This window comes from Pseudoalteromonas sp. SG45-5, from assembly GCF_014164085.1.
In the GTDB taxonomy this organism is placed as follows: domain Bacteria; phylum Pseudomonadota; class Gammaproteobacteria; order Enterobacterales; family Alteromonadaceae; genus Pseudoalteromonas; species Pseudoalteromonas aliena.
Genome location: NZ_JACJEM010000009.1, coordinates 43,676 through 62,940 on the forward strand (window position 1 = coordinate 43,676; position 19,265 = coordinate 62,940).

Annotated in this window: 16 protein-coding genes; all 16 read right to left on the reverse strand. The window is 36.6% G+C overall.

Features of this window, described 5'->3' with window-relative positions; all coding sequences use genetic code 11:
• Positions 1-11 precede the first annotated feature (11 nt).
• Positions 12-740, reverse strand: coding sequence for a tyrosine-protein phosphatase (locus H5119_RS04180; RefSeq protein WP_182701322.1), 729 nt, complete (start codon positions 738-740; stop codon positions 12-14).
• Between the two features lie 3 nt (positions 741-743).
• Entirely contained in the window at positions 744-2,957 is a 2,214-nt protein-coding gene (locus H5119_RS04185; protein WP_182701323.1) for a polysaccharide biosynthesis tyrosine autokinase, read from the reverse strand.
• Between the two features lie 23 nt (positions 2,958-2,980).
• Positions 2,981-3,502 (reverse strand): polysaccharide biosynthesis/export family protein, encoded by a 522-nt coding sequence (locus H5119_RS04190; RefSeq protein ID WP_182701324.1) that lies wholly within the window; start codon positions 3,500-3,502, stop codon positions 2,981-2,983.
• A complete protein-coding gene (locus tag H5119_RS04195) occupies positions 3,499-4,716 on the reverse strand; it encodes an outer membrane beta-barrel protein (RefSeq protein WP_182701325.1) in 1,218 nt (405 codons plus the stop codon). The genes H5119_RS04190 and H5119_RS04195 overlap by 4 nt, the downstream gene beginning before the upstream one ends.
• Positions 4,700-6,103 (reverse strand): undecaprenyl-phosphate glucose phosphotransferase, encoded by a 1,404-nt coding sequence (locus tag H5119_RS04200; RefSeq protein ID WP_182701326.1) that lies wholly within the window; start codon positions 6,101-6,103, stop codon positions 4,700-4,702. The genes H5119_RS04195 and H5119_RS04200 overlap by 17 nt, the downstream gene beginning before the upstream one ends.
• A 161-nt stretch (positions 6,104-6,264) precedes the next feature.
• The gene (locus tag H5119_RS04205; protein WP_310737436.1) at positions 6,265-6,669 is read right to left on the reverse strand and encodes a 3-phosphoshikimate 1-carboxyvinyltransferase; all 405 of its coding nucleotides are present in this window, start codon (positions 6,667-6,669) and stop codon (positions 6,265-6,267) included.
• A 98-nt stretch (positions 6,670-6,767) separates the two neighbouring features.
• Positions 6,768-8,969, reverse strand: a complete 2,202-nt coding sequence (locus tag H5119_RS04210) for a choice-of-anchor A family protein (protein WP_182701328.1) — start codon at positions 8,967-8,969, stop codon at positions 6,768-6,770.
• Positions 8,970-9,613: 644 nt separating this feature from the next.
• The gene (locus tag H5119_RS04215) at positions 9,614-10,606 is read right to left on the reverse strand and encodes an acyltransferase family protein (protein WP_182701329.1); all 993 of its coding nucleotides are present in this window, start codon (positions 10,604-10,606) and stop codon (positions 9,614-9,616) included.
• Positions 10,607-10,608: 2 nt separating this feature from the next.
• Complete coding sequence (locus H5119_RS04220) at positions 10,609-11,355, reverse strand: WecB/TagA/CpsF family glycosyltransferase (RefSeq protein WP_182701330.1); 747 nt, start codon at positions 11,353-11,355, stop codon at positions 10,609-10,611.
• Between the two features lie 46 nt (positions 11,356-11,401).
• Positions 11,402-12,568 carry an aspartate-semialdehyde dehydrogenase gene (locus tag H5119_RS04225; RefSeq protein ID WP_182701331.1) on the reverse strand — a complete coding sequence of 389 codons (1,167 nt, stop codon included), beginning with the start codon at positions 12,566-12,568 and terminating at the stop codon, positions 11,402-11,404.
• A gap of 2 nt (positions 12,569-12,570) precedes the next feature.
• Positions 12,571-13,647: a glycosyltransferase family 4 protein gene (locus H5119_RS04230; RefSeq protein ID WP_182701332.1), complete on the reverse strand. Its 1,077-nt coding sequence runs from the start codon at positions 13,645-13,647 to the stop codon at positions 12,571-12,573.
• Between the two features lies 1 nt (position 13,648).
• Positions 13,649-14,983 (reverse strand): phenylacetate--CoA ligase family protein, encoded by a 1,335-nt coding sequence (locus tag H5119_RS04235; protein WP_182701333.1) that lies wholly within the window; start codon positions 14,981-14,983, stop codon positions 13,649-13,651.
• Positions 14,983-15,414 carry a serine O-acetyltransferase gene (locus tag H5119_RS04240; RefSeq protein WP_182701334.1) on the reverse strand — a complete coding sequence of 144 codons (432 nt, stop codon included), beginning with the start codon at positions 15,412-15,414 and terminating at the stop codon, positions 14,983-14,985. Before H5119_RS04240 ends, H5119_RS04235 begins: the two co-directional genes overlap by 1 nt.
• On the reverse strand, positions 15,411-16,613 hold the full coding sequence (locus H5119_RS04245) for a VpsF family polysaccharide biosynthesis protein (RefSeq protein ID WP_220492770.1): 1,203 nt from the start codon (positions 16,611-16,613) through the stop codon (positions 15,411-15,413). The genes H5119_RS04240 and H5119_RS04245 overlap by 4 nt, the downstream gene beginning before the upstream one ends.
• Complete coding sequence (locus H5119_RS04250) at positions 16,603-18,021, reverse strand: lipopolysaccharide biosynthesis protein (RefSeq protein WP_182701335.1); 1,419 nt, start codon at positions 18,019-18,021, stop codon at positions 16,603-16,605. The genes H5119_RS04245 and H5119_RS04250 overlap by 11 nt, the downstream gene beginning before the upstream one ends.
• Positions 18,014-19,171 (reverse strand): VpsD family glycosyltransferase, encoded by a 1,158-nt coding sequence (locus H5119_RS04255; protein ID WP_182701336.1) that lies wholly within the window; start codon positions 19,169-19,171, stop codon positions 18,014-18,016. Before H5119_RS04255 ends, H5119_RS04250 begins: the two co-directional genes overlap by 8 nt.
• Positions 19,172-19,265 lie beyond the last annotated feature (94 nt).

The following is a 19,265-nucleotide window of genomic DNA, read 5'->3' on the forward strand; positions in this document are numbered from 1 at the left end:
TCCGATTAAAGTTAATCACTATATAAAGACTCAGTTAAATGCCAAGGGTTAGTTAAAAATAACTCAGTTGCTTTTTCAGAGCCAATTAAATCACTAACTATTTGCTTTGCATTACTTAATATTGGTGGCCTGCGCTTTACTGAATGTGCATCGGTTGCCACATATCTGACTAAATCAGCTTTAAGCATATCTTCGCAAATTTGCTTAGCTTTATCGCCCCAATGCCCTTCTAGGCTTGATGCCGTTAATTGAAACTCACAACCGAGTTGTTTTAAATGTTCTATATAAAACGGTTTTGCTTGAATATCACGGTTACGCTCAGGATGAGGAATTATTACTTTAATATTTTGTTTTGCTAACCACGAAATAAACTTATCGTAACCTTGAGGTACATGCGAGTGGGGTAACTCTAATAATAAATAGTTCACACCTTCAACGTGACCAATAAAGGGGAGTTTATTCGCCATTATTAATGCCATAAGCTCTACATCTAAACGAACCTCAGCAGCGACTGCTAACTTAATCGTGATCCCCGCATTTATAGCATGCGTTTTTAAATTAGCAAGATCATCATATATATGAAAACTCGCATTATTAAAGCGCCCTAGATGAATGTGCGGGGTAGCTATCATATGCGTTATACCATCGCTTTGCGCTATTTTTAATAACGCTAAAGCTTCATCTAAATCTTTAGCGCCATCATCAATTTCAGGCAAAATATGAGAGTGTATATCAATCATAAGTTAGCTATCTTTTTGCGGTTGCTCTGGTTGTTGAGAGTAGTCATAGTAATCGTAGTAACCGTGGCTATGCTCATCTTTACTTTTGCTCATATCAACCTTGTTAAGGACAACGCCAGCAACATGGGCTTTTACTTCAAACAAACGCTCAAGCCCTGCCGTAATAGGCTTAATACGTGTTATATCTGATTTAACAACATAGACTACCGAATCGACACTTTGTGCAATAACCAAAGCGTCACTTACTGCTTGAGTAGGCGGTGTATCGATAATAATATGATCGTACTTCGCTTTTAATACCGTTAATAAATCATCAAACCGTGAGTTAGAGAGTAATTCCAACGGATTACTCGGAATTTGACCACTTGGCATAATAGCAACACCTGACTTTTCATCCATGTGCACACACTCTGCAAACTGCTCTGTACCCATCATTAAATTACTTAAACCAGGATGAAAAACAGGAATATCAAAACGTTTTGCTAAGCTTGGTTTGCGCAAATCAGCATCAATCAATAATACTTTGCCCATCTGGGCAAGCGACATGGCTAAATTAGCAGATGTTGTTGTTTTACCTTCCCCTGGCGACGTTGAAGTAACAGCAATTACTTTATGCGCACGGTCTAAATGAGTAAGCAACAAGCTAGTACGGAATGTGCGTACCGATTCAGCGAAGCGTCGATAGTGATCTTCTAAATACGCATGGATCGGAAAGTAACTATTTTTAGGGATATTGACATGCGGAAGCAGTCCCAGCATGCGCTGCGCTAACTTACTTTCAACATCACTTTTTGTTTTAATCGTATCGTTGAGTGCATCAAATATAAAACTCATTACTACTGCAAAGCCAAAACTTGCAACAAATGCTAATATAACAATTAGTTTTTTATTTGGTTTACTGGGATCTTTAGGTGCATAAGCACGGTCAGTAAAACGGGCTGCCGCTGAACTAAAGTCACTCGTTACTTCCGTTTCTTTAGAGCGCGATAAAAAAGTATTGAAAATATTACGATTCGTTTCTACTTCACGCTTAAGCTGATTGTACTGCGTTTCTTTGCGGGTAATATCTTGATATTCGGCACGAATTTTTGCTAAATCGCGTTCAAGCGCATTTACTGTGCGGGTAGTTCTGTTAAGCTCTTTTTCAATACCCGTAATAAGGCCTTTAATTTGCTTATTTAAATTAGCTTTAACCGTCGCAAGCTCAGCCTTTGCTGATATCATTTTAGGGTGCTTTGCACCATAAACTTCAGCAAGTTCACTTACTTTTCGCTCAACTAAAACAACCTCACGTTTTACATCTTGTACTACGCGGTGCGATGTAATTTCAGGCATGCTACCTAAAAGTTCAATATTATCGTTACCGTATTCATTGATAACGCGATTAATACTTTCTAAGTTATTTTTTGTGGCACGAGTCTCTACCAACTGCTTAGACATTTGTTCAAGCTCTTGCGTTACCAGCCCAGCAATACCTTCAATATCAACAAGTTTTTGTTCTTCTCGATAAGCTTGTAAGCGTACTTCAGAGCTATCTAATTGAATACGCAGCTCTGATAAACGCGTATTTAACCAGCTCGATGCCTGCTGTGTAATGCCCATTTTAGCGCGCATTTGGCTTTCAATATAAACTTCACCCACAGTATTAGCGACAAGTGCTGCAAGTTTAGGATCGCTCGACTCAAAACTAACTCTAACTAGCTGAGTTTTATTTATTGGCGACACACTGAGCCTTGACTTAAAGCCAGCAAGCAAATCAAGCATCTCTCTTTGAGCTTGTTCTTCAGGTGAAAGAAGTACTGTCTCTTTTTTATTTAAAAAAGGTAGGACACTTTTAATCGAACTTTTAAGCTCACCTAAAACAGAGGGCTTAGCAATAAAGTCTGTGTGTGACTTTAAATCTAGTTTAGTTATTACTTCGCGTGCAATACTATTTGATTTAATAACTTCAAATTGCGTTAAGTAATATTCTTTTTTTGTGGAGTCTAAACCGTAAATTTCATCAAAGCTAACTGCTTTTGTCTGCTCTGCTTCAATCAATAATGTAGCGGTTGCCGTATACTTAGGTATTAAAGTTAGAGTAACCATAATAGTCAAAAGCGTAACAACTGTCGCAAAACCTAAAATACGCCATTTAGAACGTTTAATAACATTGAGGTATACACCTAAATCAATAACTTCATCGTTATTGCTAGGCTTATCGGATATATGATTCATTTTGTAATTGCCTTTAAACTGCTTTAAAACAAGCGTTGTTCTATTTTTATGGTATCGCCCGCTGCAATTTGGCTATTCAAGCTGCCTTTTTGTTGCTGCTCTTTAGTTTGTTCTTTAAAAATGTATATTTTATCAACCGAAGCACGCTCAGTTAAACCTCCGGCTAACGCAATTGCTTGGTTAACCGTCATCGCAGGTTGATAAGGGTAGGCACCAGGTTCTTTTACTTCGCCATGAATATAAAAAGGTCGGTACTCTATTACTTGCGCATATACATTAGGGTTTACTAAATAATCAGGATGTAAACCGTCGCTGATCACTTTTTCAACTTGGGAAGGATTTAAGCCAACCAGTTTAACTTTACCCAAAAATGGGTAGTTAATTTCGCCACTATTACCTAACAAAGCCGTTACATCTAAATCGGGTTGACCAAATACTTTAATTTCTACTTTATCGCCAGGGCCAATAATGTAACTTTGTGAGTTTTGCGCGTAACAACTAAAGCTAAAAATTAAAAGACTAAAAATCAGTAATTTAAAATTCATTTATTAGCCTTCAACGCAAAGGTAAAGTTAATACCTACAACAACACGATCAAACTCTATTGTGCTCTGTGTTGAATTACGGTCTATAAAATCAACATAACTAGAAACCATACCAAAACTGCTCACTAAATAGTTTAATCCTAAACGTGCATTTTTAGTTTTGTCTTTACGGTTAATACTGCCTGTGTATTGCTCATCAATATAGCTTAAACCCACTAACGAACTAAGGTGTTCACTCCAATTGTGATTCCAGTTAGCACCGTAAACACTTTCTCTAATGTAATCGCCTTGAACAAGAGGATCTTTAGCAGCACGGCTAGTCGCAAGTTGTAGTGTAGAATAAGTTAATGGTTGCCAAGTAAGCGCGGCTTCCCAGCTTAAACCACTAAAGTTTTGACGACGGTTAGATGCGAAATCTTTATTTTGGTAACCTACTTTAAACGATCCCATAGTCACCGCTGTGGCATCCCATTCCATACCCAACAATACTTTTACATCATTAGAATCACGCGATATACCATTTATTTGTATTGCATCGTATCGGTAGTTTTCTTGTTTTACTTCTAGAAAAGCGCGCGTTGCAGCTTTAGTATCATAATAGCCAATAACACCAATTAAAGATTTATCGTAATCACGAAACTGCGATACAGATCTAAAATTTTGATATTTTTTATTGTAAAAGCCAGTAATTAAAGCAATTTGTGCTTTAGAACTCATTGCGCCGTATTCGTAACGCATTGCAATATCTTGCTGCTGGTAATTCACTAACTCATTAACAGTATTACCTAAGCCTTCGGTTAAGCCACTGCCTCGTGGTTCGTACAACCAATCAGCATTACCGGTAATATCTAAACGATGCTTACTTGTGAATTCTTTATGTACCAAAGCACCTACATTAACTTGAGTAAAGTTATCAATTGTATCTTTATTATGGAACGACGTACTGCTGCCTAAATCAAGCTTATAGCTATCAGGGCCATCATCAATCAAAGCACTTATTTTAGGTGCAATACTCCAAATCAATCTTGATTCTGAGTTATCTGGGGTGCTAAAAAAATTGTCGTTACTGCGTAAACCCGTTTGTAGTGTCGGCGTAATTTCTGCACCGTCTTTTGTCATAAAGCTGCCTGGCTTTATATTTGCTAAAGCGGGTGTTGATACAACCACACTTAAAGCAACAAGTAATGGAGTCATTGTATTAGTAGGCATTTTCATTCTTAAATCCCTTAAAAATTGTCATAAATATTATTTTAATATCAAACCATAACGACCAGTGCTTAATATAATGCAAATCAAACTCTACTCGTTTAGTCATTTTATCTAATGTATCTGTTTCGCCACGCCAGCCATTAATTTGCGCCCAGCCTGTAATCCCAGGTTTAGTTTTATGCCTAAACATATAAAACTCGACCTTTTTTCGATACTCTTCGTTGTGTGCAACAGCATGGGGCCGAGGACCTACAATCGACATATCGCCTTTAATCACGTTTATAAACTGTGGTAATTCATCAAGGCTAGTTCGGCGTAAAAAAGCACCTAACTTAGTTATTCGCACATCGTTTTTTGTCGCTTGCGTAACAACATCGCTATTTTCGGTCACCGTCATGGAGCGAAATTTCCAAACTTTTATCTTTCTACCATCAAGCCCATAGCGATCTTGCTTAAAGATAATAGGCCCTTTTGATGTTAGTTTTATTGCGGCTGCTATTGCGAGCAAAACGGGTGTAATTAACGTCAATATAATAGCCGATACAACCACATCCTCAGTACGCTTAATAAACTCGTGAGCACCAATACACGGTGACTCAAACACACTTAGCGTATCTACTGCACCTACATGTTCAATACGCGCATGAATAAGGTTCGACAATAAAAAATCGGGGATAACATGGACATCAACCGTTGTATCGCCTAACTGTAATAATATGTCAGCGATGCGTCTTTCAGCTTTTAATGGCAAGGCAATGTATAAAATATCAATTTTACCTTCACGTGCTGCATCAACCGCTTGTTGTATAGCGCCCTCAACGTCATGCGATGCTAATCTACTAAATAAGCGCTCAGGTTTACGATCATCAAAAAAGCCTAAAAATTTAAAACCTAGTTCTTCATTTTTAATGATTTCTTCATGTAAATAAGCGGCTGACTCAGTCGCACCTACAATCGCTACATTACGTAAATTCAGTCCTAGCTTGCGGCGATTTCGCTTGTATAAATGCACCGCAAGACGCCACGCATATAAAAAAGTAAAACTCAATAAAAACCATATCCCTAACCCTAAACGAGAAAGCGAATCGGTAAATTTAAATATAAACGATATAAAAAACAGCACAGCAAAAGCAATAAGCAATGAAGCCCAAGCGCACATTACCATGGTTTTAAACTTACCCGCACGCCAAGAGCGATACGTGGCAAACAGCTCTGCGCTGTATAAAAAACTCAAGGCGACACATAATACCGAGATAATATAAAAAGGAGACAACTGAAAACCGTACATTAAAGCAGCGCATTGAAAAGCTAAAAATAACGCAAAAATATCAAATAGCCTGTAAAAATTGGCATCAGAAGAGCCCGAAGGTTTAAATGTCCTTGAAGATGTCATTTTGCTAATCCTTGTAGCGATCTAATTGAAGTTAATTCAGCTAACTAAATTTCAGGGCATAATATAGCATTAGTGACTTTTATACAACACTCCATAGACAAGTGTCCTAACAAATAAGTACTACAAAATACATTAACAATTGCAAAAAACGGGATTGTTATTTATTTAAATAAATTTTTAAACCAATCCCATACCCCAAACGAATATCCTTCAAATATATCAATCCCTAAAGCCGACTTGATCAGATACAGCGCCAAAATCACGGTTAAACTCGCGATTAAAATAAAAAAAGTAACAATTGCTGCTTGTGCAATTTTTGCCATTTTTTGCTCTTTAGCACTGAGTCCTCGCCTATTTCTGCCAGCGAGTACAACAAAATAATATCTATACTTTAAAATTTTTATTACACCACGACAGTCAAACGCGTGATTTCCCCATTGCCTTGCACCTATAGCCACTTTTAAATGAGTGAGTTGTTCATCAGAAAAACTATCTTGTATCGTTTCGGGCATACGCTCTAATAAACTTCTTACTGCGGGGTCAGATCTTAAATCAGACAAATACACACTCCATTAAATAACCTCTATAAAAATAAACATATGTTTTAGTTAAGCAATAAAAAAAGCCAATTATAAATAATTGGCTTTTTTCAACAACACTTAGCTTATTTTATTGTGCTTGAGCGATAAGTATTGTTATTTAACCAACTTTGTTTTTCAACCGTTGGTATTTTACCATCTTGAGTCACATTCGTTTGATGAAATGAATGTTGATTCCAAATGCGCGTTGCATTTTTCCATGGTTTACTACTATCAGCAGCACCATAAACAGTTACACCATTATTAATGCTATAACGAGAATCATAATTGTTTGATACAACAACTAATTCTGCATTATCATCGCCCTCTAGGTCAACAACAATTGGGTATTCCCAAAGCGTCGCAGATGAGTTGTCTACAGATGATAAAACTGAACCATCGAGTCCGTTAAGTACTCTCACTTTGAAATGATCTTGCACTAATACTTCATCAATACCGTCACCATTAAAGTCAAAAGCACTTACTCCTACCTTACCACTCCAATCATCGTTATTAGAAACTGACCAAACAAGTTGACCCGTTTTATCATACATATCAACAGCAGTATATCCGGCGTGTACAATGCCAATGCTGTCTTTACCTAAAAAGCTAGATACCGCTTGAGCACCGCCACCTACATTAGACTCATTAGTTACTTGCCACTTAACATTGCCATTATGTTCAAGCACTGCAAAAACACTGTCTCCAATATTATTTGAAGGATTACTAATAACTATTTCAGGGTCTAAATCACCATCTAAGTTGGCAATGGCACTAAACCACGTACTCCCTGGCGTGCCATATTGCCATAGCAGCGCTCCATTAGAGTCATACAAACCGCCACCGGCTAGCACTTCTTGAGAATTATTATTATCAGCATCAAATGCTGTAGAAGCCGCAGACCAGTTAGTTGTATAAAGCAAACCCGTATCGTAATTAAATACATTTGAACCTGTTATAATTTCAACAATACCGTCATTATTTATATCACTTAGAGTGACAGCTCCTAAAGGCTTGCCAGATTTAGTAAGCTCTTTTTTAACTAGGCCGTTATTATCGATAATTTGCACTACTGCAGATGAATAATCGTTAATAACCAGCTCTACAACACCGTCATTGTCTAAATCAGCGGCAGCAATTGAGTTACGTGAATCAGCAAACACTCCCCCGTTTTCATATGTCCACAGCTCAGAGCCATCAATACCACTAAGTGCACGCACTAAGCCTGGCTTGTTAGCACTACTTTTAAACGATGTAATCACTACATCAGCTACATCACTCTCGTTTATTGAACCATCGTTATTATCATCATTAAGTTGAACAACAACTGGGGTAGACATTACTTGGTTATATTCAGGCATAAATTCGCTTGAATTCCACTGCCATTTTTGCTGCATCGCAAATGGTTTAATTGTTTTTGCCATATCTGGCAGGTCACCAGTAAACTCATTACCTAACAGCGTCATTGAACCTTGAAAGCTTTTACCTATAACAGGCATAACTGCTGCACCGTAAAGGCCACTAATATCAGCATGAGGAGCTAAAACTACGCCTTCCCAGCGATTTCCTTTTATATTAAGGTCGCGCGCGTCAACAAAGTTAAAAACGGTTTTAGTTACATGGCTTTTAAGGCGAGCAAAACTTTTGCCTCTTACTAATAATGTTGAGTCGCCACTTATATTAAAAATCATAGTAGCGCCAGCTGGCATGCCTTGAACTTTAAATGTATGTGCTCTAGCAAATTGCTGTGCATCAATATTAAACACTTGCGTTGCAGAGGTATTATCGCCTTGTAAATACAGCCCGCCCCATTTCCATTGAACTGTCCCTGTTGAATCAAGCTGTGCAAGTTCAGTGCTTAAGTCTTTATAAAATGTTTCTTGTTCGTCAAAGTTAAACGGGAGTGAAGATTGATCTTGATTTGCATAAACACTTGAGCCACGCTCCATCCCCCAACGTACGCTCCAGTGTACATCTGTGCCACCGCCGGCAATCATGCTACCCACATATTGACGACCGATTCTAAATTCAATCCCCGTCTCACTAATTAAGTAGTATTCACTCGGGTTAGAACGGCGATTGTAACCTACGCTATAGCCACCTTTAATACCTATGTCACCCGCTGCAATTGCACCATCAGCACGCCCTAAATACGACTCAAATTCTTCAAATACAAATGCAGAAAAATTATTAGCAACACCTAAGTCACCAGCCAACGTTGATGTACTCGCTAAAGTTAGTGCAATCATTGCACTCAATTTTTTATATTTTCTTAATGATTTAGTCATTTCTTCCCTCGAAAATGAAAAAGTGCATTATCCGGCACTAAAATTTTTAACCCTGCGCTTAATAAAAATTAAAAAGCCGCTTAACCTGTGCTGAAGATTATATATACAAATAAAATCAAAAGAAACACAAAATACAACAAAAGTACTGCCTTTATGTTAATTTAATGTTTATTTAATTTGAAATCAACTAGTTATAAAGTTTTAAATTTAAATTTAGATTTGAAAAAGAATTAATGAAAAATTTTACTGCTAGAACAAAGCACGAGTTAAAAAATAGCATCAAATAAAAAAGGGTTATGTGGTTCAGTCGTAAAGGTAAATTATATTACTGTAAATAATACGCAGAATGGGGCTATTTACTGAATGAACTACCTCTCGCTTAGGCTCAAATTCGCTTCGCGAAGAGGGGTATCTTAATTAGCTAGAGGTCAAAACCTTTACGCCGCGAGTGGCGGGGAATAGACCCGAAGAGATTTAATAATGCAGCACTATCTGAGGGGATTTGGTTGGCAATAACTTGGAATATATTTTTTATTACAGCTTTTAAACTAAAGCTTATTTACGAATTTATAAATGGCAATACGCTGACAGAGTAAATATACCGAATGGTTCTACACCGTATAAAGAATTATGCATTTAAGCCCCTACACACCAATAGCGCTAGGGGCTCTTTTTTTCAAAAAATTAAAAACAAAAATGCAAATAACAATTGCAAGTAAGGAATTAAAATAAGGTAAAACACTAAACATAACGGAAGTTGAGTCTAAGATCATTAGCTGAAATTTATTTAAAAATCGAAAAATAATTAAATGCAGTGGAAAAATAGCAATTGAAGATAAGGCTAGAAGCCGAGACGTAGGCGATGCTTTTAAAAGGCTACAAATTAAAAATAGTATAAAAATTCCCAAGCAAGAAATAAGCGGATATAAAAAAGGAATAACACCAAAGCTCAATTCACGCATATCAACCCGACCGTTCTGTAATGCCGCGATATAAAAAATAGGTAAAAGTATGAGTAAAAGAATCCAGACAAAGTATTTTTGACTCAACGCAGTAGAATTTAATAGATCAGATTCTTTTATAACTCTCCCCATCTGAAAAAAGAACAATCCTACTACTGCAGAATCAAGACACCAATAAAACCTTGTCTTTATTAGCTCTACATTAACCAACAAAAAGGACAAAATAACAGCTGAAGTAATAAAGGCCGTTATTGGTTTCATCTTAGAAAAAATAACTATTTGCAAAACAGAAATAACTATTAAGCAAGGAAAAAACCACAACACCCCATTAATATGAAAACTATCGGCTTGGGCCGTTATTAAACGAAATAATGGATCAAACCAAGGCATGTTACTCGCCTGCCCGCTACCAAAAAAGTGTAATGGGAGCCAAAAACAAAATGAAACAAAAAAGAAAAAACCAAATGGTATTATTAACCTGTGATTTAATTTAATTAATGCTTTTTTTATAGGTTGTTGTCGAGAAGCCAAATAGCCTGACATGAAAAAAAATAAAGGCATATGAAAAGAGTAGATAAGTATATAAATACTTTCATTTAACCAAGCTGCGTGGCCTAATACTACTAATATGATCCCCGCAGCTTTCATATTGTCAATATAATTAATACGTGTCACGACTAATTAAAAAACTTGTTTTTTATCAGAAGTACAGCAAATCTAGTGTTAGTCACTAAATAACGTTTCCACATCCGACCTGGTTCTTGCATCACTCTGTATAGCCATTCTAAGCCTGCTTTTTGCATCCATAGCGGTGCGCGTTTAACTTTACCAGCGACTACATCAAACGTGCCACCTACGCCCATTACAAAATCAACACCGAGTTTATCTTGCCATTTATTAATAAAATTTTCTTTTTTAGGTGATGTGATAGCAACAAATAACAACTTAGCGCCCGATTCACGTATTTTATTAACGACGGCTTCTTCGTCATCCCCTTCTTTATTTCCAAAGAAATAACCATCATGATAACCAGCAATATTTAAATTAGGGTTTTGTGCTTTAACTACTTCCACTGTTTTGCTCACCACTTCTTCGGTGGCACCCAATAAAAAAACAGGGAAGTCTCGTTTTGCACTCATCGCTAATAGCTCATGAAATAAGTCAACGCCTGCAACGCGTTCTGGCACATCGTGCCCTAAAAAACGTGCGCCAAAAACAACGCCCATACCATCAATATTAATTAAATCACACGCTTTAACCGACTCAGCTAAAACAGGATCTTTTTGCATGTTTACTATTTTTGCAACATTTACCACAACGTGTTGTAAAAACTCTTTTTTTTCTATTCTATTTTCGATAAAAGACACGGTTTCTTGCATTGTAGCAATGTCCATCGGGGCCTTTAAAAATTCAATGCGTTTCATTAATATAATCCATTCTTAAATAGTGCTTAGCTTAAACAGTTACGTGCTACTTGTTAGATTTATTGCGATTAAAAAAGGCAAATGAATAATATACCCATGCCTGAGTCCAACGCACATAATCTACTTTATTGGTGAAGTGTTTGTTTTTTTGATAAATAAAGCGCTGGTGTGTTGGTAAATACAAAGTTTCAATAGAGCGATTAATTATCTTTTCTGCCATTGCGAAATCTTCTGCTGTTTTACCTACTTTTAAAAGGGTAAAAATAGCTTGCGACACGCAGTGCATGTCTAGTGGATAGCGATTATTGTTGTAGTATTTAGCCGTACCATCTTCTTCAAAAAGATGCACTTTATAGTATTGTAAACCAAGGTCGATAGCCGTTTTAAATTCGTCTGTAACTAAAGCATCACTTAATAAAGTCAAGGCTTCTAGATTATATCCAGTATGAAAACCATCGATAAATTGGTGGTGGTGTCTTGCGCCGTAAACCCAAGACCCATCAGTGCCTTGCTCTGATACTGTTTGTCTAGCCGCACTAAGTGCTAGCTTTTTATACTCTTGATTATCTATAAGTGCAGCGACTTTAGCCACCCAAGCAGCTCCCCACAGATTAGCATTATGAACAAATGCAGTTTCACCCGGTATGTAACCAAAAAACTGCCTCCCCTCAAGCTCGGTGTATAAAGTTTTAACAATAAAATGCGCGCTATCGAGTGCCGGCTCGCTATATTTAGCTTTCCCTGTTATTTCACTTAATGCATATAGAGCCTGCGCTACATAAATGGTGGTAATAACGTTTGGTTTACCTTTAGGAACAAAGAATGCGCGTGCATTCCAATCAAAATGATAACCCCAGCAGCTATGCTGCCATAATTCTCGATCGCTTTGTTGAGTTAACAACCAATCGGCTAGCTGTATTGCTTCATCTAAATATACTTGCTCATTCGTTGCTTTATAGTCTTCTAATAAGCCTAAAATAAATAAGCCAATCCCCTTCGGATTACGCTTTTTAGGTATACCAAATAAAGGACGTAAATTGATGGCTAAACGCTTATGTAATTGAATCCATGCAAGACCAAAAATGCCTTTTTTTAAACCTGGAAACCAATCGAAAAAGCGACTGTTTAATCCATCAAATGGATCTTGTCCTGCATAATTATTTTTTTTCGCCCTATCAAGTATCAAGTTGGCGCAATTTTGACTACCTAACATTTTTAAAGCGCTCCAAGATCTGTGTATATCATTTTTATTTGTGGAATAATAACTTGTGGGCTAAAGTTTTTTAAAAATTTGGCTTTAGCGGCACATTCCATTTTCTTTGTTTGTGTTGGCGACTCAATAAAACTCTGCATTGCTAATTGTAATGCATTCGTATCACCAGCCTCAACAAGTAGTCCATCTATACCATGGGTAATTGCGTCTGGTATTCCACCCGCTGTGGATGCAATTACAGGAATATTACACGACATAGCTTCAAGCACCCCCATTGGGAAGCCTTCATTGTAGCTAGGTAATACATAGGCATTAGCTTGTTTAAGTACATTCAACTTGTCATCTCCTGAGATCCACCCAAGCAGCTTTACACTCTCTGTCAGCTCTAACGTTTCAACTAACTTACAGTATTTATTTATATCACCATCGCCTCCTAACAATAATCTCGATTGCGGGTGTTTTTGTACAACGTATTTAAATGCTTCAATTAAGTCTGTGACGCCTTTACGCTCACCTAAACGACCTAAAAATACGAAATTAAATTCTTCAGTGATACGTTTTTCAATCTCTAAGGCCGGTACCGCGTTATAAACCACAACTCCTTTTGATGGATCATCTAATATTGTCTTCAGCCATTGCATCCACTGCGAAGATAAAACAATTACTTTATCAACCGAATTAAACGTTTCCCTAATTTTTGCTTGCTTGGTAGCGTCGCATTCATTGCCATAAAACTCTCTAAATTCAGCACCATGGAGATGTAAAACCACTTTTACATTAAAGTACTTTATTAATTTAATTAATTTAGATTTACGCATGTAACTACCGCGTGAGGACATATGTATATGCACGAGCCCAATGTTACAAAATAGGAGTTGATATATTAAATTCAAAATACATAAACCAAAGGTGAATAATTGACTCAACAATCCAAATTTTGCATTTGTTGAATGACTGATCAATATCTCTGAATTGGTCATTTCAAAAAAGTGTTCATTGGCGTAACCATTTAATACCGTTGCAATGCCACCTTGCCCATTACGATCCGTCGCGATTGTTAAATTTTTAAGTTTTTTCAAGCTAAAACTCTCTTATTGCTTGTTTAATTTTACCGTTTTTTGTTCTTGGAATAGCATCAACTTTTTTTACACTAACCTTGATTGAATGCCCTAGCTTTTCTTTCGTGTTTAACATTAATTTATTTTGCTCTTCTATGTTAAATATTTCCTCATCAACAACAACTAAAATATCAATGCTAAAATCTGCTTTTTGTACAAATTGCGTCGCTAATAACCCCTGCACTCCTTTGGGTATATGATTCAAAATATGGATGTTTTGGCCATCTTCTCCAACCAAATAATCACCTACACGCCCTTCAATAGAATCAATAATTGGAAATACACGCCCGCATGGACACGATGTTTCATCTGATAATAAAACGTGGTCGCCTGTTTTATAGCGTATTAAGGGGTAGAGAGAATTGTTAAAATTAGTGCCGACAATTTCAGCTCTATCTCGTCCATTTTCAGCTTTCCCTGCAGGCAATAATTCTACGTGAGCGTAGTCTGTTAATATGTGATATCGGCCATGTTCACAACTGGCAATTGCAGCTACACGCTCAAATAAGCCATACCAATCAAATACGGTGCATTTAAATCTTCTCTCGACTAATGCTTTGTCTTCTTTGCTAAGAGATTCTGACGAGGTAATGATTGACTTTAAGGTACCTTGATAATAGGTGTTATTACTCTCTAAATGCTTTGCCAGTGTAACAATAGACGATGGATACGCTTGAATCGCTTTGACCCCATAGCTTTGCATTGCATTTAAATAACCATCTAGGTTTTTTTGTGCGAGATGAAATGAAGATAATAAAATCATATTTTCAAAATACGAGTAACGCCAAAAAGGGCCTTTTTTTTGCTCTTGTGGGACAATCATATCGCCGCGCAACCACGCTCGTTTATCGTTATGCTCAATTCCAGCCCAGTACATCATTCTATTTATAAAGGCTTGCTCAGTAATTACCGATTGCATATTTTGTGGAATAGATAATGGAGCGCCAGTCGTGCCACTGGTGGACCCTTTAACAACCACACCTGATTTATTAGGCGATAAAAACCTATCTTTATTACTATTTACTTCAGCCTTATCAATGTAAGGAAACGTATTTATATCATCGGCAAAGCGTTGATAAAAAGCGATGTTACGTTGCGCCTCTGTGAGTACTTTTTTAAGGGTTTTACTTTGATATTGCTTTAGCGCCTCTGAGTCATAGTCATGGGCAATTAGCTCTTTGGTGAGCTGCTCACACTCTTTATTTTCTCTCAGTTTTTTGCGTATAAATGCTCTTGAACTTAATAAAATATTTTGGATAAAGACAGGGCTCAACTTATATACTTTGCTGGTAAACATTAATAGTAATCCTTTGGATCAATGTCTGATTTGATGATTTTCCCGGGGATCCCAGCAACTACGCTATTATCTGGAACATTCTTAACTACAACGCAGTTGGCACCTATGACGCAGTTATTCCCTATCGTTATTTCACCTAAAATCTTTGCGCCTGTCGCAATAAAGCAATTATCACCAATGACGGGGACATTTATCGATTTAGATTTCCCACCAATAGTAACATTTGAACCTATTACACAGTTTTTGCCGATCGTAGATCTTTTATGTATTACTACCCCAATTCCACCATATGCGAATACAGTATTTGTGCCGATGCTAGTCTCAGAAAAAATAGCTGAGTTATGTATAAGCCGAATTAAAATATTGAAAGCCTTGGGAAGCAAAGGGATCTTATGTCTGTGTAAATAATTACCTATGTGATAAAGCTTCATCTTTTATTCCCTATTGAATTATGAAGATACATTGCGCTAAATAAAAAAAGTAAGGCGGGCGTTTTAGTTGTTAGTGCATTATTTGTTAGTGACACCATAAAAAATATAATCAATGCTGCACATAAACTTATATTATCTTTACTTGCTAGCTTAAAAGGAAGCCTATAACAGCCCACTATGAGTAACAGCGTACTTATCAACCCAAAGCTCACAACCCAACCTATTAAATAATTTTCGATAACATCTATTTCAATATAAAACGCGATATTACTAATTAGCTCTTGTGATGCACCAAATATCCATTCTAGTGGGCTTAATTGCTCCAATATAATAAACACATCAAACCGCGCTTGTGCACTGCCATCAACGTGTAACTTACTTAAAATACGTGACCCTATAGGTGTAAAAATAATAATCAGCGAAGTAAAAATGACTGCGCAAAAAGTGAGAGCTTGTAACGCGGCGAATCGCATTTTTGTCATTTTAATACCCTTCGTTAAAAATACAGGTATTTTGGGAGCGACGAGTATGAATGTGCCTAAAAGAAAAACCCCGACCGCTGCCCTGCCGCCAAAGGCAAACAAGGCTAAAAAAATCACTGTAAAATATAGCAAGGTAGGAAAACGAGTTTGGTTCATTAAAAGTGGCGCTAAAGCAGCCGTAATTAATGCATTATTTAATGGATGCGTTAACAGCGCCGTTGAACGAAAATGACTAAAGCTTGAAAAGCTTACATCAACTAAAGTTTTACCCAAAATAAACTCTAAAATAGCAATCACTGCGTTAATAAATAATAAGTACGCCAACAGTCGCAATAACTTTTTTTTATGTTCTGACTTTAGCTGACTTAGCAAATAAACGGCTAATAACGCAGCGACAATTGTATCAATTAAATAAGCCATTCCTGAGGTGCCAAATCTAAATAATCCATAAAATATCACCACAGAAATACTCAAGGTACTTACTAGCCAAGCACCTCTTAGCTCTTTGAGGTTTGCAAGCGGCTTATTGAGCCCTTTTTTAAGCGTCAACAGTCCAATACAAAAAAATAGAATATAGCTCGTGATGTGTATTTTCCCTAAAGGGCTACCGCCATCAGAAACATACTGAATACCTAAATTTTCAAGTAAATAGCCACCCAAAATGAAGGACAATAAAAAAACGCAAAACATTATTTTATAAATATTTTCACTTTTCATATTGGGTAACCCATAATTTGCACTTTTTATAATTGAGTAGACCCATCACGGTTAAGAATATAAGTACCCCAAAAATAATATCTAAAAGAATATATAAAATAGGTGTGTCTATAGATAAATAATTGTGGATACGAAGTTGGCTAAGTAATAAAGCCATACACAACGAGGCAAGTAGTATTTTATAGACTTGTGTTGGTACATTGAACTTGTACCCTTTTTTAATTGATAAATACAAACTAGCTATACATGAAACCGTATTGGCAATAACAAATGCCCAGGCGGCCCCTGTTAGTCCATAAATAGGTATAAGTATAATTAACGCAATTAAATTTATTACAAAGGACGCTAGGCTAATTCGGGGTATGTATTTAGTATGCAAAGAAAATTGTAAACCATGATCGATATAATGCGCTTTTATATTTAATACAAATACACCCGCACATAGAATGTAAATGATAGTTAAACCTTGAGATAAATACTCTTCACTTAATAGCAGCTGAGTTATTGGTTCGGCCAGTACACAAAATCCCACTAAAGAAGGCACTGCAATAAACATTAACAGCGTTAAATAATCTCCATGTGCCTTATAAAGCATGGCTTTATCATTGATCTTTTTTGTTAGTTCAGGATAACCTGGCAGTGCAACAACCATAAAAATAAGCGCACCAATGCCAAGTAAAATATTTGAAATTGCAGCATAAATTCCTGTTTGGGCTAGATCTAACGAATCTGCAATAAAGTAACGATCTAAACGAGTCGATATTGCAGCTACAAGTCCACTTACCATTAAAGGGAGACCGTATGTATAAATAGCCTTTGCATCGGCGCCTCTGAGCTTTTTAAATCCCAAATTTAATGGTGTAAAAACCAACAAACCAGCAAGAAAATAGCTTAGCGATAAAGAAAGTAATGCAATAAGCATATCAGTGCGAATTAAAAGAAAACCCCCTGTTAGTACAATAGCGAGTACCGACTGTAACAATACGGCTAGCCTGTACGGATTTAAACGTTCCATAACACGTGCTAATTCAAGGTAAAACAAATACAACGCTTTAGTAAAAAAAAGTATAAATGTGGCTATTAATATATTTAAACTTAACAGTTCAGTTAAATATAAACCCAGAATCACTAGAGCAAATGCGGGTAGTGTGCAACACAGTATTATTGAACACGCGATAGCAGCAAAATACGAATGTTGATCGCTACTTTTACTTGGGAGTAAACGCAGCATGCTTAAATTAATCCACTGAGCAGCAACGGCTCTGACAATTTCGACGGTAAGCAGCATTAATGCCAACATACCGTATTCTGTAGTGGTTAATAGCTTAGTGTGAATACTAATTAAAGCAAAAACACTGATTGCAGCAAAAATTTGCACTGGAGCATATTTTAGTAGAGCTTTAAACATCGGTTTGCTTATCTAAAATACTTGTATACAAATCTATATATTTTTGAGTAATACAAGCTGTGTTAAATTTACTCTCAAGTGTGGATTTAGAGGTAATTATATTGTGGCTGGTAAGCATATCTTGAATATCTTTAACAGTCAGCGAATCTGATAAATATAAAACGCCCATTCTTTCGAAAAAAACTTTTTCATCTTCAAGTATACCTACTTCAGTTGTAATAAGAGGTAGACCAACAGCTAACATTTCTAGAGGAACCAGCCCAAAAGTTTCTTCACTAGACGTGAAAATACCTAGATCAGCACTCTGGTACTGTTCAACTATTTCTACTTTATTCAACTTACCTAAAAAGTTTACCTTATTTTCTAGACCAAGAGTGCTAACCTGTTTTTTTAGCTGCTCTGTATAGACGTTATCTGCAGCAGGCCCAATCACAGTAAGTGTGGCGTTAAAGCCAGCATCAACGAACCTACTCAATAGATTAATTGAATGCTCAACCTTTTTCCTAGGAGTTAATAGTGCACATGTAACAAGCTTTATGCTTTTTTGCTCATTTCTAATATAGTGAGCATTAAAATACGCTTGATCTATCGGGTTATGAATCACTTCGGACTCAAAGCCATCTTTTAGTAATGCGCGTTGTAATTGTTTACCTACAACAACTACGTGATCGTTTCGTTTTTTTATGATTTGCGGAATAACTTTTTCATATAAAAAGTTATTAATTAAACCGACATTACGGCGGGCTATTTTTTTATAGCTATGAACTGTGACAATTGTGTTGCCATTGTAACCACTACCGATTAAAGAACTCCAGAAATGGGTATGAACTAAAACAGGTTTTAGCTTTTTTAACAGCTTTCGAATATGCCAATTTTGCCATACTATTCCAGGTATTTTAAAGCCCGTATGCTTGCTAGAACATGGTAACCAAATAAAATCGACATGCTCAGCTAGGCTAATAACTTCGCCCGTGTAAGGTGTTTTACTTTGCGGATCTAAACCAATAATAGTGTATTTAAATTCGGGGTTTACTTGGCTAACCAAGTATTCTCCAAGCATTTGGCAAACACTGTCTACTCCGCCGCAGTTTTCAGTGCCCCACTCATAAGCTGAGAGAGGCATAATTAGTACTATATGTTGTTTAGGCATAATAGTTTTTCTTAATAAAACATACGGAAAAATTATTTAATAATGCCAAATGTAAGGTGCATAAAGCACCTTTACATACATCACTTTGAATCGA

Bases quoted from the DNA above. Each gene is read 5' to 3' on its own strand.
- H5119_RS04180 (WP_182701322.1), bottom strand. From the start codon at position 740: ATGATTGATATACACTCTCATATTTTGCCTGAAATTGATGATGGCGCT.
- H5119_RS04185 (WP_182701323.1), bottom strand. From the start codon at position 2,957: ATGAATCATATATCCGATAAGCCTAGCAATAACGATGAAGTTATTGAT.
- H5119_RS04190 (WP_182701324.1), bottom strand. From the start codon at position 3,502: ATGAATTTTAAATTACTGATTTTTAGTCTTTTAATTTTTAGCTTTAGT.
- H5119_RS04195 (WP_182701325.1), bottom strand. From the start codon at position 4,716: ATGAAAATGCCTACTAATACAATGACTCCATTACTTGTTGCTTTAAGT.
- H5119_RS04200 (WP_182701326.1), bottom strand. From the start codon at position 6,103: ATGACATCTTCAAGGACATTTAAACCTTCGGGCTCTTCTGATGCCAAT.
- H5119_RS04210 (WP_182701328.1), bottom strand. From the start codon at position 8,969: ATGACTAAATCATTAAGAAAATATAAAAAATTGAGTGCAATGATTGCA.
- H5119_RS04220 (WP_182701330.1), bottom strand. From the start codon at position 11,355: ATGAAACGCATTGAATTTTTAAAGGCCCCGATGGACATTGCTACAATG.
- H5119_RS04225 (WP_182701331.1), bottom strand. From the start codon at position 12,568: ATGTTAGGTAGTCAAAATTGCGCCAACTTGATACTTGATAGGGCGAAA.
- H5119_RS04235 (WP_182701333.1), bottom strand. From the start codon at position 14,983: ATGTTTACCAGCAAAGTATATAAGTTGAGCCCTGTCTTTATCCAAAAT.
- H5119_RS04240 (WP_182701334.1), bottom strand. From the start codon at position 15,414: ATGAAGCTTTATCACATAGGTAATTATTTACACAGACATAAGATCCCT.
- H5119_RS04245 (WP_220492770.1), bottom strand. From the start codon at position 16,613: ATGAAAAGTGAAAATATTTATAAAATAATGTTTTGCGTTTTTTTATTG.
- H5119_RS04250 (WP_182701335.1), bottom strand. From the start codon at position 18,021: ATGTTTAAAGCTCTACTAAAATATGCTCCAGTGCAAATTTTTGCTGCA.
- H5119_RS04255 (WP_182701336.1), bottom strand. From the start codon at position 19,171: ATGCCTAAACAACATATAGTACTAATTATGCCTCTCTCAGCTTATGAG.